Source organism: Rhodococcus koreensis, from assembly GCF_900105905.1.
Classification (GTDB): domain Bacteria; phylum Actinomycetota; class Actinomycetes; order Mycobacteriales; family Mycobacteriaceae; genus Rhodococcus_F; species Rhodococcus_F koreensis.
In genome coordinates this window covers 6195607-6211490 of record NZ_FNSV01000005.1, presented here as the reverse complement: position 1 = coordinate 6211490, position 15884 = coordinate 6195607, and the positions used below count along the sequence as shown (strand labels likewise).

13 protein-coding genes and 1 pseudogene are annotated in these 15884 nt (G+C 67.4%); 9 read left to right on the top strand and 5 right to left on the bottom strand.

Features of this window, described 5'->3' with window-relative positions:
- The first annotated feature begins 48 nt into the window (after positions 1 to 48).
- The gene (locus BLV94_RS32795; protein ID WP_174705440.1) at positions 49 to 810 is read left to right on the top strand and encodes a FadR/GntR family transcriptional regulator; all 762 of its coding nucleotides are present in this window, start codon (positions 49 to 51) and stop codon (positions 808 to 810) included.
- 65 nt (positions 811 to 875) lie between these two features.
- Here BLV94_RS32795 and BLV94_RS32790 read toward each other — a convergent pair whose 3' ends face one another.
- Together BLV94_RS32790 and BLV94_RS32785 are read right to left on the bottom strand one after the other, a co-directional pair.
- Positions 876 to 2831, bottom strand: coding sequence for an AMP-binding protein (locus BLV94_RS32790; protein WP_072937098.1), 1956 nt, complete (start codon positions 2829 to 2831; stop codon positions 876 to 878).
- Positions 2832 to 2833: 2 nt separating this feature from the next.
- Positions 2834 to 4009: an acyl-CoA dehydrogenase family protein gene (locus BLV94_RS32785; protein ID WP_072937097.1), complete on the bottom strand. Its 1176-nt coding sequence runs from the start codon at positions 4007 to 4009 to the stop codon at positions 2834 to 2836.
- A gap of 62 nt (positions 4010 to 4071) precedes the next feature.
- On the opposite strand from BLV94_RS32785, the gene BLV94_RS32780 reads away from it, so the two are divergent.
- Together BLV94_RS32780 and BLV94_RS32775 are read left to right on the top strand one after the other, a co-directional pair.
- Positions 4072 to 4524, top strand: a complete 453-nt coding sequence (locus tag BLV94_RS32780; RefSeq protein WP_072937096.1) for an FAS1-like dehydratase domain-containing protein — start codon at positions 4072 to 4074, stop codon at positions 4522 to 4524.
- Positions 4521 to 4937: a MaoC family dehydratase gene (locus tag BLV94_RS32775; protein ID WP_072937095.1), complete on the top strand. Its 417-nt coding sequence runs from the start codon at positions 4521 to 4523 to the stop codon at positions 4935 to 4937. Before BLV94_RS32780 ends, BLV94_RS32775 begins: the two co-directional genes overlap by 4 nt.
- Positions 4938 to 5001: 64 nt before the next feature.
- Here the strand turns inward: BLV94_RS32775 and BLV94_RS32770 are convergent, their stop codons facing one another.
- Both BLV94_RS32770 and BLV94_RS32765 read right to left on the bottom strand, forming a co-directional pair.
- Entirely contained in the window at positions 5002 to 6684 is a 1683-nt protein-coding gene (locus BLV94_RS32770; protein WP_072937094.1) for an AMP-binding protein, read from the bottom strand.
- Between the two features lie 108 nt (positions 6685 to 6792).
- Positions 6793 to 7572, bottom strand: a complete 780-nt coding sequence (locus tag BLV94_RS32765) for an enoyl-CoA hydratase/isomerase family protein (RefSeq protein ID WP_072937093.1) — start codon at positions 7570 to 7572, stop codon at positions 6793 to 6795.
- A 249-nt stretch (positions 7573 to 7821) separates the two neighbouring features.
- On the opposite strand from BLV94_RS32765, the gene BLV94_RS32760 reads away from it, so the two are divergent.
- Positions 7822 to 8946 carry a LuxR C-terminal-related transcriptional regulator gene (locus tag BLV94_RS32760; RefSeq protein WP_072937092.1) on the top strand — a complete coding sequence of 375 codons (1125 nt, stop codon included), beginning with the start codon at positions 7822 to 7824 and terminating at the stop codon, positions 8944 to 8946.
- Complete coding sequence (locus BLV94_RS32755; protein ID WP_244163722.1) at positions 8939 to 9910, top strand: helix-turn-helix transcriptional regulator; 972 nt, start codon at positions 8939 to 8941, stop codon at positions 9908 to 9910. Before BLV94_RS32760 ends, BLV94_RS32755 begins: the two co-directional genes overlap by 8 nt.
- A gap of 20 nt (positions 9911 to 9930) precedes the next feature.
- Here BLV94_RS32755 and BLV94_RS32750 read toward each other — a convergent pair whose 3' ends face one another.
- Entirely contained in the window at positions 9931 to 10251 is a 321-nt protein-coding gene (locus tag BLV94_RS32750; RefSeq protein WP_072937091.1) for a 2Fe-2S iron-sulfur cluster-binding protein, read from the bottom strand.
- Positions 10252 to 10586: 335 nt separating this feature from the next.
- Here BLV94_RS32750 and BLV94_RS32745 point away from each other — a divergent pair, with 335 nt between their 5' ends.
- The 4 genes and pseudogenes from BLV94_RS32745 (at position 10587) to BLV94_RS32730 (ending at position 15782) form a co-directional block, all read left to right on the top strand.
- Complete coding sequence (locus BLV94_RS32745) at positions 10587 to 11909, top strand: cytochrome P450 (RefSeq protein WP_072937090.1); 1323 nt, start codon at positions 10587 to 10589, stop codon at positions 11907 to 11909.
- Between the two features lie 4 nt (positions 11910 to 11913).
- A complete protein-coding gene (locus BLV94_RS32740; protein WP_072937089.1) occupies positions 11914 to 13143 on the top strand; it encodes an NAD(P)/FAD-dependent oxidoreductase in 1230 nt (409 codons plus the stop codon).
- Between the two features lie 59 nt (positions 13144 to 13202).
- On the top strand, positions 13203 to 14309 hold the full coding sequence (locus BLV94_RS32735; protein ID WP_072937088.1) for an NAD(P)-dependent alcohol dehydrogenase: 1107 nt from the start codon (positions 13203 to 13205) through the stop codon (positions 14307 to 14309).
- A gap of 38 nt (positions 14310 to 14347) precedes the next feature.
- Positions 14348 to 15782 (top strand): annotated as a pseudogene (locus BLV94_RS32730) (aldehyde dehydrogenase).
- The last annotated feature ends 102 nt before the right edge of the window (positions 15783 to 15884 follow it).

Below are 15884 nucleotides of genomic sequence, written 5' to 3'. Positions count from 1 at the left end.
TAGGTCTGACCGTTAGACCAGAGAGGGCGGGGAGCCATGCCACCAGCCGTGCCGAACACCACCCGGAACGGACGTTCCTCCATTCAGTTGACACCGATGGAGGTACCGAAGGCGTCGGACGTCCTTGCCAACGAACTGCGCGAGCGCATTCTCAGCGGGGACTACGTCGAGGGCACACCGCTGCCACCGGAGCGCGAACTCGTCGTCCAGACGAAGATGAGCCGCACCACGGTGCGCGAGGCCCTGCGAATCCTCGAAGTACAGGGACTCGTCCGCATCAAGGCGGGCCGGGCCGGTGGCGCCTTCGTTCAGCGACCGGGTGAACAGTCCATGGCCGACACGGTGGCACTGCTCATCCGTGGTCGTCAGATCCGCCTCGCCGCACTGCTCGAGACCCGCGAGGCGATCGAACCGTTCTGCGCACAACTCGCCGCCCGCCATCGCACCGACGAGGATCTCGCCCGACTGGACGCCGCCAACGACGACATCGCCGGAGCAGGCGACAAACTCGACGACTTCCTTCAGGCGAACATCGATTGGCACGTCGCCGTCGCGAGCGCCAGCCACAACGAACTGTTGTCAGGTCTCATGATCTCGCTCTCGCGGGCCATCTACGCCGCGACCGAGAACGAAGGATTCATCGACGACAAGGTTCGCGAGATCACCGTCAAGGCGCACCGCTCGGTGACCAGGGCAATACGCGAGAAGGACGCCGAGGCCGCGGTACGACGCATGAGCAGGCACGTCCACTCGTACGCCGAGTCGATCAAGGACTTCGAGCAGCGCACCGACATTCCCCTCGACGAATAGCTTTTCCGTCTTCCTGCTTCGACGACGAAGGCCCCACACCGTGCGGTGTGGGGCCTTCGTGGTACTCACGACGCTGCGTTGCTTGCCCCCGCCACCACTGCGCGGATCTCGTCGACGGCCTCCGGGTTCTCGGCACCCGACAGGTCCCCGGGATCGATGTCGAGCGCGGCGGCCCGCACCGCTCGGCGCAGGATCTTCGCCGACCGGGTCTTCGGCAGGCGCGACACCCGGTGAACAGCGCTCGGCGCGAACGGTTTCCCGAGTTCCGCGGCAACGCTGGCGACGAGTTCGGCCGAGATGTCCGTCGTGTCGGTGTCCGCGCGGGGAACCCAGAACGCCCAGACCGCCTCGCCCTTCTTCGGGTCGGGGACACCGACCGCCGCCGCCTCCGACACCGCCGGGTGCGCCGTCAGTACGGCCTCGACCTCCGCGGGCGCGAGACGCTTTCCCGCCACGTTCATGACGTCGTCCGATCGGCCGCGGATGTACCACTGACCGTCGTCGTCGACGAGGGCGTAGTCGCCGTGCCGCCACATGCCGGGGAACGTGGACCAATACGCCTCCAGGTAGCGTTCCTCGTCCTTCCACACCCCGCGCGTCATCGACGGCCACGGTTGCCTGCAGACGAGTTCGCCCTGTTCCCCGCGCAAGGAGCGTCCCGCGTCGTCGACGACGTCGACGTCCATACCCAGGGACGGACCGCCCAGCGAGCAGCTGTGGATCGGCTCCACCGGATACGGTGCAAGGAACGAGCCGCCGACCTCGGTGCCGCCGGAGAAGTTAATAATCGGCACCCGGCCGCCGAACACGTCCCGCGCGAGCCACTCGTACGAGTCCGGGTCCCACGGCTCGCCGGTGGACCCGATCGTGTGCACGGAGGACAGGTCGTACCGTGCCGCGACGTCCGTGTCCCGTCCGCGCAGGGTACGGATCAGCGTCGGTGAGACACCGAGCATCGTCACCCGGTGACGCTGTGCGAGCTGCCACAACCGGTCGGTGTCCGGCACGTCCGGCGAACCTTCGTACAGCACGAGGGTTCCACCGTTGGCGTGGGTGCCGATGATCGACAGCGGGCCCATGATCCAGCCCATGTCGGTGATCCAGCAGAACACGCCGCCGGGCTTCAGATCGAACGAGTACGCGACCTCGCTGGCCGTCTTCACGAGGAACCCGGCGTGGGTGTGGACGGCACCCTTCGGCTTGCCGGTGGTACCGGACGTGTACGCCAGCGCGAACGGCTCGCCCGCGTCCATCGCCTCCACCCGGCCCGGGTCACCGGCGTTGCCGAGGAGCTTGCCCCAGGAGATGTCGCGATCCGTGGAATCGACTGGGACGCCGATGTTCTCGACCACGACGACCGACTGCACCGTCGGGCACGAGGCCAGCGCGTCGTCGAGGGCCGGTTTCATCGTGACGGACTTGCGCCGGCGGACCGTTCCGTCCGCGACGATCACCACCTTGGCGTCCGCGTCCTGGATGCGGGACGCGATCGCGCTCGGAGCGAACCCGGAGAACAGCGGAACCAGCACCGCACCGAGCCGCGCGACGGCATACACCGACACGACCGCCTCGGGGATCATCGGCAGGTAGAGGGCGACGGCGTCGCCCTTGCCGACGCCGAGTTCCTGCAGTCCGGCCGCGGCCCGCTCGACGTCCGCCGCAAGTTCGCGATACGAGAGACTGCGGACCGTGCCGTCCTCGGCCTCGTGCGCGACGGCCGTCCGGTCGGCGACCGCGGGATCGGCGAGCCACCGCTCCAGACACGCGTCGACGACGTTGGACGTGCCCTCGACGAACCACTCCGGGTACTCGATTCCGCGTGAGGTGTCGAGCACCTCGCGGTACGGCGATCGGAACGGCAGACCGAGGTCGCGGACCACGGCATCCCAGTACCACCGCACGTCGGCGACGGAGCGGGCGCGGAGTTCACCCAGGCCCGAGAGTCCGTGGGCGCGGGCGAGCCGGGTGACGTTGGCGTTCTCGACGTACTCGTCGGTGGGGCGCCAGGTGTAGTCGGACACGGTCAGCTCCTCGGCATTTCGAGCATGCGCTCGGCGACGATGTTGCGCTGGATGAAGGTGGAACCGCCGGCGATGGCGGTGCCGCGGGCCTGATATGCGAGCCGTTGCCACCGCGCCGTCTTCTGCGGCTCGTCGTCGAGGGCGAATTGCCCGCCCACCGGCTCGAGGGACAGCCGGAAGTCGGCGAGTTCCTCGACGAGGGGGCAGAAGAACAGCTTGCCGATGGACGTGACCGGCCCCGGTGGGCCGTCGTTGGCCGCGAGGGTGATGACGCGCTGACCGATGAGGTAGTGCACGAGGGCCCGGCCGTAGAGATCGGCGACCTTCTGCCGGATCACCGGGTCCTCGCCGAGCGGACGACCGGCGTCGTCGGTCATTCCCGCGATGTCGGAGACGATGTCGTCGACGGCACGCTTGGTGTTGACGCGGCCCGTCGCGATCGCCACCCGCTCGTAGGCGAGCGTGCCCATCGCGACCTTCCAGCCGCCGTCGACCTCGCCGACGACGAGGTCGTCGGGGATGAACACGTCGTCGAGGAATACCTCGTTGAACTCCGCCTCGCCGAGCATGTGCGCGAGCGGTCGCACGGTGATTCCCTCACTGTCCATCGGGACGAGGAAGTACGTGATGCCCTTGTGCCGCGGACCGCCACCGGTGCGGGCGAGCAGGATGGCGTGGGCGGCGATGTGCGCGCGGCTGGTCCAGATCTTCTGCCCGTTGACCTTCCAGCCCCCGTCCACCTTGGTGGCTTTGGTGCGGAGGGAGGCGAGGTCGGACCCGGCATCCGGCTCCGAGAACAGCTGGCACCAGATCTCGTCACCGGCCAGGATCGGTCGAAGGAACCGTTCCTTCTGTGCGGGTGTCCCGAAGTCGATGATGGTCGGGCCGGCGAAGTCCTCACCGATGGTGTTGAGGCGCTCGGGTGCGCCCACCCGGTCCATCTCCTCGGTGAAGATGGCCTTGCGGATCGGGTCGGCGGCCTGGCCGCCGTACTCCTCCGGCCACGACATCCCGCCGTAGCCGGCGTCGAAGAGCAGCCGCTGCCATTGCTGCCAGAACGGCACCTTGTCGACCAGATCGACCGGTTCCGGCCACGGCAGCGTCGGGACCGCTTTTTCGGCCCACTCCCGGACTTCTGCACGGAATGTGGCCTCGTCTGGGGAATCAGCGAGCTCCATTGCACCCTCCTCACGAATTTAGGCTCAATGATACTATAGGTCAGTCCAAAAAGGAGGCCCGGATGTCCGACCCACTCCCCGCCGGCGTCGTCGACCGCGTCGAATACGACGTCGAACGCGGCAAGATCCGCGAATTCACGCGCGCCACGTTCACCACCGATCCCGTCCACACGGATCCGGCCGTCGCGCGCGACGCCGGATTCGGCGACGTGCCGGCCACTCTCACGCACACGGTCGTCGCCGGACACCAGCGCGACCAGCGCGCGTTCGTCGACTCGCTGGGCCTGGCCCTCGCCCGGGTGGTGGTCGGTTCGGTCACGTGGACGTACCTGCGACCGCTCACCGCCGGCGACCACGTGGTCGGCACCCGCCGCGTCGTGGCCGACGAGCAGCGAGAAGGCAAGCGCGGCGGGACGATGCGCGTCGTGACCCTCGAGACCGAGTACGTCGACACCGACGGCGAGCCCGTGGTCCGGCTCGAGGAAGTCCTGATCGAACGAGGAGAGCAGCGATGAGAACACCGGCCAAGGTACGCGTCGGCGACACTCCGGACGTCCGGGTGGTCGGTCCGGTGACCCAGACCGACATCGTCCGGTTCGCCGGGGCGGGAGGCGATTTCAACCCCTTGCACCACGATCCCGGCTTCGTGGCCACGTCGGGCTTTCCGGGCGTCATCGCGATGGGTCAGATGCAGGCCGGGATCCTGGCCGGATGGCTGTCCGACACGTTCGGTGTCGAGCATGTGCGCTCCTTCGGAGTCCGGTTCGTCGCTCCGGTCTTCCTCGGCGACACACTGACCCTGGGTGGCACGGTGGTGTCGATCGACGAGACCGAGGGCGAGTCGCTCGCAACGCTCGATCTCGTCGCCTCCGGAGACAAGGGCCCGGTGGTCACCGGATCGGCGACGGTCGTGGTGGCCTCGACCTGATCACCCTTGTCGAACAATGCGAAAGGGGGCGAAGCCGATCGGCTTCGCCCCCTTCCTTGTTCGATCAGCTGACGGCCTGTGCCCGTTCCCGGTCGGCCTCGATCTTCGCCGCGATCTGGGCGCGCAACACGTTCTTCTGGATCTTGCCCGTGGCCGTCGTCGGCAGCGCCTCGACGATCTCCAGCCGCTCCGGAACCTTCTGGATCGCCACCCCCTGCTCGAGCAGGTAGGCCTTGATCTTCTCGAGCGTGACGTCGCCGTACCCGGGCGCGGCAACGAGGTAGAGGCACACCGCCTCCCCGAGGCGCTCGTCCGGCATCGCGACCGCCGCGACACCGCGGACGGCGGGATGAGCGGCCAGGAGATCCTCGACCTGACGCACACTGATGTTCATGCCGCCGCGGATCACGATGTCCTTGGTCCGGCCGGTGACCCGCACGTAGCCGTCCTCGTCCATCCGGCCGAGATCCCCGGAGAGGGAGTAGCCGTCGGGGGTGAACAGCTTGGCGGTCTCCTCGGGATTGTGGAGATACCCGAGCATGTGCATGGCGCCCTTGTAGGCGACGTCGCCCTCCTCGCCGCGCGGAACCTCGTTACCGAGTTCGTCGACGATCTTGACCGATTGCAACGGCAGCGGACGACCGTCCGAGGTGAGCGACCGCTCGGGCTCGTCGTCAACCGTGCACATGGTGGTCGTGACATTCTCGGAACGGCCGTACAGGCTGAGCACCTGCAGGCCGGGGAACAATTCGGCCGCCTTCGTGACGAAGCTGGCGGGGATCGGGGCGCCGGCCGCCACCCACAACCGCATGGTGCCGATGTCATGCACGGCGGGGTCGTAGACGTCCATGACCATCTGCAGGAACGTCGTGGCACTCACCGCGACCGTGCAGCCGCGTTCCTTGATCTGTTCCATGCCCCGGACCGGCTCCCACACCTCGATGAGGTGCGACGCCGCCCCGTGCATGAGCGGGAGGACGATGCTGGTGACCAGGCCGGTGGTGTGGGTGATCGGGGAGGGGCCGAACTGCACGTCGTCGGGCGTGTACGCGAACCCCTTGGCCAGCAGACGGGATCCGCAGGCGAACGTGTTGAACGTGTGGATGCAGCCCTTGGGACGGGACGTGGTGCCGCTGCTGTAGACGATGACGAACGGCTCGTCCGGACCGACACCGGGCCCGAGTTCGTCGATCGCCTCGTCGGGGCCGATGTCCGCGAACAGCGACTCGAACGACACCGCACGATGCGGGAGTTCGCCGCTCCCGCGGACGACGACGACATCCTCGAGCGACTCGACGGCACCCAGGATGTCGGTGTACATGCCGGCGTAGTCGAACTTCTTGAAACTCTGCGGCGTAATCGCCAGCCGCACACCGGCGTTACCGAGGATGTACTCGACGTCGTCGCGGCGGTAGATCGGCATGATCGGCACCAGGACGGCGCCCAGTCGCGACAGCGCGACGGCGATGATCGCGAATTCGATCCAGTTCGGAACCTGCACGGACACGCGGTCGCCGGCGGCGATGCCGTGGCGCCGAAGGCCCACCGCAAGACTCAGCGCCTTGTCGCGCAACTCCCGGAAGGTGATGCCGCCGCTGGTGTCGTCGGTCAGGAAGACACGGTCGCCCCGCTCGGCGACCTGAGCCTCGAGCATGTCGAAGAAGGTGTCGCGGTGCCACTGCCCGGTGGCATAGAACTCTCGGATCTGTTCGTCCGAATAGCGATCGGTGACCGATGCGAACGCCATGGGAAGCCTTCCTCTGTGCGCAGATGTGAAGAGGGAATAGAACACTCTGTGTTGGCCCTCACAATATAATGGTTAGACCGAAACCGCAACGAGCTCCCGGGCCGGCGATCACCGCATGCTCCATACGGGAGAACGCTTTTCGCGAAACGCGGTGACGCCCTCGACGATGTCCTCGGTCGTGAACGCGAGAGCGAGCTGAGACTGCAGCGCCGTGAGTGCATCCGGCAGCGACATGTCCCGGGTGTTGTTGATCGCCTCCTTGCCCAGACGCATGAGCAGCGGCGATTTGCCCGCGAGCCGCCGCGCCCACGCGCGGACCTCCGTCTCGAAGTCGTCGTCCGGGATCACGCGGTTCACCAGCCCTAGTTCGAGTGCGTCCGTGGCCGTGATGAGCTCGCCGTACATCATCAGCTCGTTCGCCTTGAGTCGCCCGACGTTCCGGTAGATGAGGGCGGAAATCATGAACGGGAAGACACCGACGTTGATCTCCGGGCACCCGAACCGGACCGACTCCTTGGCGAGCACGAAATCGCACGCCAGCGCGAGACCGAACGCACCGGCCAGCACGTCGCCGCCCGCCGCGCAGATCACCGGCTTCCCGAGACCGCCGATGAGCTGATACAGCCGCGGGAAGCGATCCAGCCCGGCGTATTTGACGATCGTGGGCGTCTCGCTCGCGAACGCCTTGAGGTCGCCGCCCGCCGAGAAGATCTTCTCGTGCGAGGACGCGAGCACGACAACCCGCACGTCGTCGTCCCCGCGCGCACGTTCGAGTGCGGCGAGCAGCTCGTCGAGCACGTCGTCGGACAGCGCGTTGCGGGTTTCGGGGCGATCGAGAGTGAGGACGGCGATGTGCTCGTCGACGTCGTATCGCACGGGGTGCGCCATAGGGCCGATCCTTTCGATTTTGGTCTTACCATTCGACCCTAGTACGACGACGGTATCCGCGACAAGAACCTGTCCGCATCACTTTCGCGGAACGCGTGACGTATTTGGACTGACCATATACATTGGAGTGAGGTCGCTGACGGCGCGGAAACGTCCCAGGTGGCACCTCCTATACTGTGCGTTACGTCACAGGAATGGGCGACGGTGTCGTCGTCATCCGTGCGGCGGCCGCGGCGCAAGGAGTGGTGAGTGGTCATTTCGACGAGTTCGTTCGAGCTTGCCGAGCAGGCAGTCGCAGAGTTGCAGGAGCTTCTCGGGAGCGAGCCGAACCTGATCCAGCTGGCGGACGGCGAGCCCGACCTCACGGTGATCCGTGCGTTCGCGGCCCGGAAGCTGCGTGAAGGTGTCTCCTCCCCCGAGCACACCCTGCGCCTCGCGGAACTCGTGACGCGACTCGACGCCGCGAGCCGCGACGACATCGCGCGCCGACTGCGCGTGCACACTGCCCAGTTCGAGGCGTTACAGCGGGTCGTGCGTGCGCTCGACACCGGCTCGGACCGCATCGCCGAAGTCGTCACACAGGAACTGTGCACGAGCCTGGGATACGGCAAGGCGATGTTCTCCGTGGTCCGCGGTTCCACCTGGTCTCCCGTCGCGCTAGCCGTCAACCCCGAACTGACAGGGGACTTCCACGAACTCATCACGGCCATTGACGGACGCGAGATCTCGCTGCGCGAGGCCCCCCGCGAGGCCGAACTCGTCCGGCGCCGCCGGCCCTACGCGGTGGACGGCGTCGACACCTACCGGCATACGTACCGACCCCTCATCGACCTGTCGCGGCCCGCCGGATACCTCGCGGTTCCCATCGTCGTCGACGCCCGCGCGGTGGCGATGATCCACGTCGACCGCCAGAGCGACAGCCTGTCCGACACCGACGTCCACATCGTCGGAGTACTGGCGGGCGCCTGCGCCTCGTCGAAGGAACGCGCCGATCTGCGTCGGCAGATCCATACCCGCAACGAGCACGTCGACGCCGAGATCCAGCGGCTCACGCAGGCACTGCGACACCTCGAGCAGCCGCTGACGATGCCCGAACTCGCCACGTGCGACCTCCCCCGCTCCGGCGCGAACAGCGGGGAAGACACGTCGCAGGCGCCGGTCGTGCCCCGCGCGCACACCTTGACCGCTCGCGAGCGCGAGGTGCTCACCCTGATGGCGACGGGAGCGACCAATGCGGCCATCTCCCGTCGCCTGTGCATTTCCGACGGCACCGTCAAATCCCATGTCCAGCGGATCTTCAAGAAACTCGGCGTCTCGACGCGGGCCGAGGTGGCGGCGCTGTGCGCCAACGCCAAGACGGTGTCCGGTGGCTGACGCGCCCCACACCGACGAGAACACCACGGACACCGAACTCGATCGCGCCATCGCGGACGTCCTGACCGAGATGCGGGTGGCCGGCCCGGCACAATCGACCGAACTCGGGAGACGCCTCGTCGACCTCCTCGACCGCAGAAACGCCGCCGACGCGAACCGGACCGCCGAGATCGGTGCGATCGCGACGGGCATCGATCGCGCCGTCCGAGCACTCGACGACGCCGCCTCGAGCCCGGAACTGATGCGGCGCGCGTGCGAACAGGTCGCGGAATTGTGCTCTGCGAAAAGGGTTGTCCTGTCCCGCCTCGACGGGGACCGGATCGTTCCCGTGACCTGGTTCAGCGCAGACCCCGGCATGATGCCGTCACCACCGGCCGAATTCGACGTCGTGGACGGTTCGCCGGAGGAACAGGCGCTCGCGACGAACACGGTCAGAGTCGGCACCGACGTACCCGCCGCACTGCAAGAACTGCTGGGCACCAACGGTTTCACGACCGTTCCGGTTTTGGTCGGTGGCGGCGCCGCCGCGCTCGTGCACATCGACACACCTGTGGATGACATCCGCCGCCGCGCACTGGGGGTGTTCGCCGAAGTGCTCGGCGGGTGCTTCGAGCGAGTCGGCCTGGAATCGCGCCGTGAGCGCCAGAGCGCGCTCCTGCACGACAGTGCCAGGCGATGGGCCGGCGACACCGACGTCGACACGGCGCCTCCCCGCGGCGCATCCCAACTCGCCCCGGCGCAGGCCGACCGCGACGCCGCCGAGCAGCGCCTGCTCGACCCCCTGACCGACCGCGAATCCGACGTCGTCCGATTGATTCTCACCGGGGCGTCGAACTCGGCGATCGCCGAGGAACTGGTCATCACCATCGACACGGTCAAGTCCCACGTGAAACGCATCCTCCGGAAACTCGGTGCCACCAACCGTGCCGAACTGATCGCGAAGTATCAGGCCGGCACCCGGTAACGCGGCCGGTGGAAGGCCCCTCAGGCGTCCGAGGACGGCACGGTCACGGTGACGGTGTCCACGTCCGGCGTGAGCACGAGCTGGCAGGCGAGACGCGAGCACGGCTGGACTCCGTCGAGGAATTCGAGGAGGTCCTGTTCCTCCAACGTCGGTTCGCCGAATGCCGCACTGGAATCGTCGTCCAGGTACACGTGGCACGTGGCGCACGAGCAGCTACCGCCGCATTCGGCGACGATGCCGGGAAGGTTGTTGCGGACCGACCCGTCCATCACGCTCTGGCCGGCGGGAACGTCGACGGACGACGTCGAGCCGTCCGGAAGCTGGTACACGACGGTGGGCATGGTGATCTCCTTCAGGTTGACCGGTGAACTTCTGCGCGGCCGTCATGCCGTAGCGAAGGTCCGGCCGCGTTCTCGGTACCGAAAATTGTGTCGCCGGTCACTGGCCGGGCACATCACCACTTCGACTGATTACCCCCCTCCCGTGGGGTGATCCTTGCCCCGGCGACCCCGATGTGCGCTGGGGTGACCGGGCACACATCCCCCGTTAGGTGGACAACTTTCGATCGATGGTGTGATGCCCCTCACTCCTGTGGCTGACAGGCTGAAGTCACTCCAGTCGGCGAGGGCGCCGCGACGTTCGGCGCCGCACCACACTGCACCACGAAGGGGAATCGATGAGCACTACAGAGCAGGTCACGGAACTTATTCCGGACACCGTCGCCCGTCAGATCGTTCTACCCGAAGGACACCGGGACAACGACGCACTGTTCGAGGCCTACCGCTGGCTGCGCGAGAACAATCCCCTCGGCCGTGCCATGGTGGAGGGGTACGACCCCATCTGGCTGGTGAGCAAGCACGCCGACATCATGGAGATCGAGCGTCAGCCCGACATCTTCACCAGTGCGGGCGCCGAGGACAAGGGCTCCGTCAACCCGATCCTGGCGAACCAGGCCGGCGATCAGTTCACCAAGAGCATCAACAACGGCAGCCTCCGCATCCTCGAGACTCTCACCTACCTCGACCCGCCGGAGCACACCGCGATCAAGGACATCGCGCTGGACTGGTTCCGGCCCACCAACCTCGCCCAGTGGGAAGCGACCATCCGCGACCTCGCGAAGGCTGCCGTCGCCCGGCTTCTGAAGACGGACGGCCGGATCGACTTCGTCAAGGACTTCGCCCTCCACTACCCCCTGCACGTCATCATGAGCCTGTTCGGGGTGCCGGAATCGGACGAGCCCCGCATGATGGCCCTCACGCAGGAGTTCTTCGGCACGGCCGATCCCGATGCCGCGCGGGAGGACGTCGAACCGCTCACCCCGGACGCCGCCGCGAAGCAGTGGGTGGCCACGATTCAGGACTTCTACGCCTACTTCGAAAGGCTGCTGCAGGACCGGCGGGCCAACCCCCGCGACGATCTCGCGACCATCATCTCGGTGGCACGCAACGAGAGTGGCGAGTACTACCCGAACGAGGTGGCCTACGGCTATTTCATCGCCATCGCCACCGCGGGTCACGACACCACCTCGAGCACCCTCGCCGGCGGCATGCTCGAACTCGGCCGCAACCCGGAGCTCCTCGCGAAGGCCAAGGCCGATCCGGCGCTCGCCCCGCACATCGTCAACGAATCGCTGCGCTGGGCCTCGCCGGTGAAGCACTTCATGCGTCAGGCGACGCAGGACTACACACTGCGCGGCCGCGACATCAAGAAGGGCGACCGCTTCATGCTGCTGTACCAGTCGGGCAACCGCGACGCGGACGTCATCCCGGACCCCGACACCTTCGACATCACCCGCAGGCCCAACAAGCACATCGCCTTCGGTTACGGCCCGCACATGTGCATCGGCCAGCACCTGGCGAAGCTCGAACTGCGGATCATGTTCGAGGAACTGCTCCCCCACATCGAGTCCCTCGAACTCGCCGACGACACGAAGATGATCCAGACCAACTTCGTCGGCGGGCTCAAGAACATGCCCGTCCAGATCGCGTTCACCCGGTAACACCATGGTCACGTCACATGCGTCACCCACCGTGGTGATCGTCGGGGCCGGGCACGCCGGCGGCACTCTCGCCGGCATGCTGCGGCAGCAGAAGTTCGGCGGTCGCATCGTCCTGTGCGGGGACGAGACCCATCCGCCCTATCACCGCCCGCCGCTGTCGAAGAAATACGCCGACGACGAGTTCGTGCAGTGGCTCAAACCGGAATCGTTCTACGCCGACAACGAGATCGACACGCTGCTCGGTGATCCGGTCAGCCGCATCGACCGGGACGCGCGAACCGCGACGACCGTATCCGGAACGGTGCTGGAGTACACGACACTCGTGCTCGCGACGGGCGCCGCGCCGCGGACGCTGTCGCTCCCGGGAAGCGATCTCGAGGGTGTGCTCAGCCTCCGCACCCTCGCCGACGCCACGATGCTCCGCGAGGCCGTGCACTCCGGATCGGCGCTCGCCATCATCGGCGGTGGGTACGTGGGACTCGAGGTCGCGGCGTCGGCCCGCGCCCGCGGATGCGACGTCACGGTGATCGAACGGGAGGACCGGGTGCTGGCCCGGGTGGCGAGCCGGGAACTGTCGACGGCACTCACCGACTTCCACCGGAACCGCGGCACCCGCATTCTCACCGGGGCCGAGGTCCGGGGAATCACCGGCTCCGACGGCCGCGTCGCCGGGATCGAACTCGGTGATGGAACCGAAATCGCCTGCGACGTCGTCCTGGTCGGGGTCGGTGCCATCCCGAACGACGCGCTGGCACGCGAGTCCGGCCTCGAGTGCCTCGCCGGAATCGTCGTCGACGGGTCGGCCCACACCAGCGATCCGCACGTTCTCGCGATCGGGGACGTGACCTATCGGCTGCACGACACGCTCGGGAAGATGGTGCGGCTGGAAAGCATTCCGAGTGCGGTCGAGCAGGCGAAGCAGGCGGCGGCGGTCATCATGGGCGCCCCGCTCCCACCGCACGAGGTGCCGTGGTTCTGGTCGGATCAGTTCGATCTGAAGATGAAGATGGCGGGCATGATCGGGCCGGACACGCAGCCGATCCTGCGTGGCGACGCCTCCGCCACCTCGTTCGCACTGTTCCATCTCGACAGCGACGGGATACCGGTGGCCGTCGAGACCGTGAATGCCGCAGGCGAATTCATGGCCGGAAAGAAGTTCATCGGAAATCGCACCAAGGTCGACCGCACCGCCCTCGCCGATCCCGCGACGCCGTTGCGGGAAGCCGCTCTCTGAGCATTCGATCCACGCCGGTCCTTCTCGGGCCGGCCCCCACAGACATGGAGTCATTGACGATGGAAGCACTCGCAGCAGTCGCGAGAGAACCCCACACCGAGTTCTCGCTCGAAACGATCACCATCGACGGACCGAAGGCCGGCGAGGTACTCGTCGAAATCGAAGCGGTCGGCATCTGCCACACCGACCTCGCCGCACGCGACGGCGCCCTCCCGACCGCGCTGCCCGCCGTACTCGGCCACGAAGGCTGCGGCTTCGTCCGCGCAGTCGGCGACGGTGTCACCAAGGTCGCCGCCGGCGACCGCGTCGCCATCACTTTCAACAGCTGCGGAACCTGCCCCTCCTGCACCACCGGGGCGCCCTCCTACTGCCACCAGTTCATGCACCTCGCCTACGACGGAGTCCGCGAAGACGGCACCGGTCCGCTGTCGACCACCGACGGCGAGTCCCTGACCGGCCTGTTCTTCGGGCAGTCCTCCTTCGCCACCTACAGCCTCGCGTTCGAACGCAACGTCGTGAAGGTTCCCGCCGACGTTCCCGCCGAGCTTCTGGCTCCGCTCGGCTGCGGAATCCAGACCGGCGCCGGCGCCGTCATGCGCTCCCTCGACTGCCGACCCGGATCCGCGATCCTCGTCGCCGGCGCCGGATCGGTCGGGCTGGCCGCCGTCATGGGCGCCGTCGTGCAGGGCGCCGCCACGATCATCGCCGTCGAACCGCACCAGTCGCGCCGCGACCTCGCCCTCGAACTCGGCGCCACCCATGTCATCGACCCCGGTGCCGGTCCGCTGGCCGAGCAGGTTCGCGCGATCATCCCCGCCGGCGTCGACTACGCGATCGACACCTCCGGGGTCCCCGCCGTCATCGAATCACTCGTCGGCTCCATGACCTTCCACGGCAAGATCGGCCTCATCGGCGTGCCCGCCGACCCCGCATCCTCGGTGCCGCTCAACATCATCAACTCCCTCGCCATGGGGCTGACGATCACCGGAATCATCGAGGGCGACAGCGTCCCCGACGAGTTCATCCCCGAACTCGTCGAGCTGTACAAGGCCGGGAAGTTCCCGCTCGACAAACTCGTCACCACCTTCCCCTTCGCGAAGATCAACGACGCGATCGACGCCCAGCACCGCGGCGAAGTCCTCAAACCCGTGCTCCTGCACGACTGACGACCCCACCACCGAACCTTTCTGAGAAGGACACCCCGATGACGATCGACTACCCCGATCTCTACATCCGCGGCGGATGGACCCGGCCCGCCGGCGACTCGACGATCCCGGTCATCTCCCCCACCACCGAGCAGCGCATCGGCTCCGTGCCGGAGGGCACCGAAACCGACATCGACGACGCCGTCGACGCCGCCCGCGCCGCGCTCACCGAGTGGGCGTCGTGGACCGCGGCCCAACGCGCCGAGGTCCTGAACCGGTTCGCCGACGAACTCGAATCCCGCGCCGAGGACACCTCCACCCGGGTCAGCAGCCAGAACGGCATGCCCATCACCCTCGCCCGGCAGTTCGAGGGCGGGTTCCCACCGGTTTTGCTGCGCTACTACGCCGACATGGCGGCGAAGCAGGAAGACGAGATCCGGCCCGGCATGCTCGGCGGCTCCACACTCGTCACCCGCTCCCCGATCGGTGTGGTCGGCGCCATCGTCCCGTGGAACGTGCCGCAGGCCATCACATTCCTCAAACTCGCCCCCGCCCTCGCCGCCGGCTGCACCGTCGTCCTCAAACCGTCCCCCGAAACCGTGCTCGACGCGTTCCTGATGGCCGAAGCCGCCATCGCCGCCGGACTCCCCGCCGGTGTGGTCAACATCGTCCCCGGTGGACGCGACCTCGGCGCCTACCTCGTCGCCCACCCCGGGATCGACAAGGTCTCCTTCACCGGCTCCACCGGCGCCGGACGCGCCATCGGCCGCACCTGCGGCGAACTGCTGCGCCCCGTCACCCTCGAACTCGGCGGAAAGTCCGCCGCCGTCGTCCTCGACGACGCGGACCTCGCCGCGAACATCGAATCGTTCTACGCCGCCACCCTGCTCAACAACGGGCAGATCTGCTGGCTCGGCACCCGCGTCCTCGCACCCCGCTCCCGCTACGACGAGATCGTCGACACCATCACCGACCTCGCCAAGGGCCTGTCGGTCGGCGACCCGCTGTCCGACACGACCCAGATGGGACCGCTCGTGTCGTCCCGGCAACGCGACCGGGTGGAGGGATACATCGAGAAGGGCCGCTCGGACGGCGGCCGCGTCACCACCGGCGGCCGCAGACCCGCCGACGCCGAATACGGATGGTTCGTCGAACCCACCGTCTTCGCCGACGTCGAGACCGGCCACACGATCGCCCAGGAGGAAATCTTCGGGCCCGTCCTGTCGGTCATCCCCTACACCGACGAGACCGAAGCCGTCACGATCGCCAACCACTCCGACTACGGCCTCGGCGGCTCCAGAAACCGCCGACCCCGAACGCGGCGCCCAATTCGCCCGGGGCATCGCCAGCGGAACAGTCGGAATCAACGGCTACTCCAACGATCCGACCGCCCCCTTCGGCGGCATCAAGAACAGCGGCCTCGGCCGCGAACTCGGACCCGAGGGCCTCGCGAGCTACCAGCAGCTCAAGAGCATCTACCTCGACGTGCGATGACCCCCCGGGTGCGGCCGTGCGACACCACGCACGGCCGCACCCACTTCCACACGAGAGAGCGGAAGACGCCGGCGACCAACGAAGAACTCGCCATGCTCGACT